3 protein-coding genes and 1 pseudogene are annotated in these 2,476 nt (G+C 69.4%); 2 read left to right on the plus strand and 2 right to left on the minus strand.

The genetic code is table 11. From position 1 onward, the window contains the following. The gene (locus tag ACLN58_RS20965) at window positions 1–654 is read right to left on the minus strand and encodes a class I SAM-dependent methyltransferase (protein ID WP_415857159.1); all 654 of its coding nucleotides are present in this window, start codon (window positions 652–654) and stop codon (window positions 1–3) included. A 113-nt stretch (window positions 655–767) separates the two neighbouring features. Further along, entirely contained in the window at window positions 768–1,691 is a 924-nt protein-coding gene (locus ACLN58_RS20970) for an aminoglycoside phosphotransferase family protein (protein WP_415857160.1), read from the minus strand. 169 nt (window positions 1,692–1,860) lie between these two features. Here ACLN58_RS20970 and ACLN58_RS20975 point away from each other — a divergent pair, with 169 nt between their 5' ends. After that, the gene (locus ACLN58_RS20975; RefSeq protein ID WP_415857161.1) at window positions 1,861–2,145 is read left to right on the plus strand and encodes an HU family DNA-binding protein; all 285 of its coding nucleotides are present in this window, start codon (window positions 1,861–1,863) and stop codon (window positions 2,143–2,145) included. 108 nt (window positions 2,146–2,253) lie between these two features. Further along, window positions 2,254–2,476 (plus strand): annotated as a pseudogene (locus ACLN58_RS20980) (copper resistance protein CopD); the annotation flags it as partial.

Genomic DNA, 2,476 nt, shown 5'->3' on the forward strand with positions numbered 1-2,476 from the left:
CTAATCGGACATCCGGTGGGGGTCAGTGTGGAGAGCCGTTTTCGTCGCGGCGCCCAGGAAGCCGTGGCGCTGAAGCTTGGGGGCGTTGATGTCGAGGTAACCAGCATCGAGCTCGTCCATCCGGAAGCCGGCGTCGATGACCAGCCGGTCGATCTGCCGGGTGAGGTGGCAGTTGCCAGCGAGCCTCGCATTCAGCGGTTCGAGGATGCCCTGCCACCGTGCGACGGACGGTTCGTGGGAAAGGCCGTGTTCAAGGAAGTGGAAGGTTCCCCCTGGCCGGAGGACGCGGTGTACCTCAGCCAGCGCGCGGGACGGATCGGGAATGGTGCAGAGGGTGAAGGTGGAGAGGACCGCGTCGATGCTGTCATCGTCGAGGTCGAGCCGCTGACCGTCGAGGCCTCCTCGTTCGACCGGGATCCGACTTGAGGCGCGTCGCGGTGCGGAGAGATCCCATGCAAGGTCGGATGGTTCGACGGCTAGAATCCGCGTGACGTCCTTCGGATAGTGCTCGATGTTCAGACCGCTGCCGAACCCGAGCTCCGCGACCAATCCGTGCAGCCCGGAGCACGCGCGCACCCGATACGGCACCAGATCGGAGTGCCGCAGGGAGGCGTCGTTCATCCGCGGAACGACGCGTTCGGTCCACCATCCCATGTCCGGGAAAGTACCCCAGGAGCGAGGCGGAGTCGAGGGGAACTGCTCCACCCCCGCGCGTCCGCCATTACCCGCGCCTCACCCCGCCCAAATGTCCGAAGAGCCAGACGGGGTTAGGGGAGGTTGGTGAGGACTCGCGTGAGCATGCCCCTGCCCTCCTCCTCGAAGGCCGGGTCGCCGACGTCGTGCGACCAGACCACCGTGCCCAGCGCCTGGAGCAGGTTGTCGAGCCGCCACGAATCCGGCTCCTCAGCCGGGTCGCGACCGTAGCCGGCGTAGAACGCCGCCCTCAGCGCTCCGCCGTCGTGCGCGGGGGTGGTGGGCATCCCGCCTTCCTGCAGCGCGCCGTCGTGCGTTGAACCGGCACGGGTGGCGTCGGCAGCGAAGTATCGGTGTTCGAGCCGCACCAAGTCCGTGACCCACGGGCGGTACCCGGCCCGGCCGAAGTCGATGACGCCCAGCATGCCGCCGTCCTCGACCCAGTTCCGGGGCTGGTAGTCGCCGTGCGTCGCGAACAGCATCCGGGGCGCGGGCCGGTGGGTGGCGGCCAGCAGGCGCACGGCGCGGAGCTGCTCGGCCGGAACGAGGCCGGCGGCGCGATCTGCGAAGTCGCCGAGCTTGTTGAGCGCTGCCGGGTCGTAGCTTGACGTCTCGTGCCGGGGCTGGTGGAACCGGGCCAAGAGCTCGCCGGCCTGCCGAAAGATGTCCGGCGAGAACTCGTGCGGTCCGCCCTCGACGAGCCGCCCGGGGAGCCAGGAAGTGACGATGAGCCCGGCCCGAGCGTCGCCGTGCAGGAGCCGCGGTGCCCGGTCCCCGAGCGGTGCCGTCATCTGCAGATGCGCGCGCAGCTCGCGCTGGATGTGGTGCGACGTGGCACTCGCCTTGACCACCACGGGCCCGCCGGCGGTGCCGAGCCGGAGCACGTGGATGCCCTGAATGCGCCACGACATGTCCTCCTCAACTTCCCACGGGCCGAGCCAACGGCCCAGGAGGCGGTGCTGCTCGAGGGTCAGAAGTGAGAGGACTGGTTCGGCCACGGCACCACGCTACGCCCCCGCACAGGCCCTCAGAGCCCCAAATTGGGCCAAAAATCCCCGAAAACACGCGGAATTTGCTGGCGTGGGGCGCATTAACTGGTAGGTTCGTCACCAGCAGCCCCGGGCGAGTGCCCGGGACTGACGAACCGATCGACGTCCAGGAGGACACATGGCTAAGAACCGCAGCGAGCTTGTTGCCGAGGTCGCCGGCAAGACGAGCCTCAGCCAGACCGCCGTCAACGGTGTGCTCGACGCACTATTCGAGGTCTTCGAGGGCTCCGTCGCCAAGGGCGAGAAGGTCAGCATCCCGGGCTGGCTCGCCGTCGAGCGCACCGAGCGTGCCGCCCGCACGGGCCGCAACCCGCAGACCGGCGAGGAGATCCAGATCCCGGCTGGCTTCGGCGTGAAGCTCACGGCCGGCTCCAAGCTGAAGGCTGCCGCGTCCAAGAAGTAACCCCACCGTACGGCTCGCGGGAGCAGCTGCGTTGCGCTGCTCCCGCGGGCCGTTGCGTGCCCGCCGCGAGCGGGTGGGCGGACGCGGCACATCTGGGAGAATGGATGGGTGCCGAGCCCCACACGAACCGTCCGTACCGCCCCCACGTCTGACCCGGGGGAGCGCGGCACCGCGCGGGGTTACCGGTACGCGGCACTCGGCGCCGCGCTCGTAGTCCTCATCGCCGCGCTCGTGTTTTCGGGAGCGGCCGCCGCGCGGCAGGTCCTGGATCCGGGCGCACTCGTCCGCTGGGGCCTCCCCGTCGCGCAGGCGACCCTCAACATCTCGGTGG

It is taken from the genome of Sinomonas sp. G460-2, from assembly GCF_047759905.1.
Lineage (GTDB): Bacteria > Actinomycetota > Actinomycetes > Actinomycetales > Micrococcaceae > Sinomonas.

What these genes read in the sequence shown, in the direction of transcription:
- ACLN58_RS20965 (WP_415857159.1), bottom strand. Translation starts at nt 654, where the DNA reads ATGGGATGGTGGACCGAACGCGTCGTTCCGCGGATGAACGACGCCTCC.
- ACLN58_RS20975 (WP_415857161.1), top strand. Translation starts at nt 1,861, where the DNA reads ATGGCTAAGAACCGCAGCGAGCTTGTTGCCGAGGTCGCCGGCAAGACG.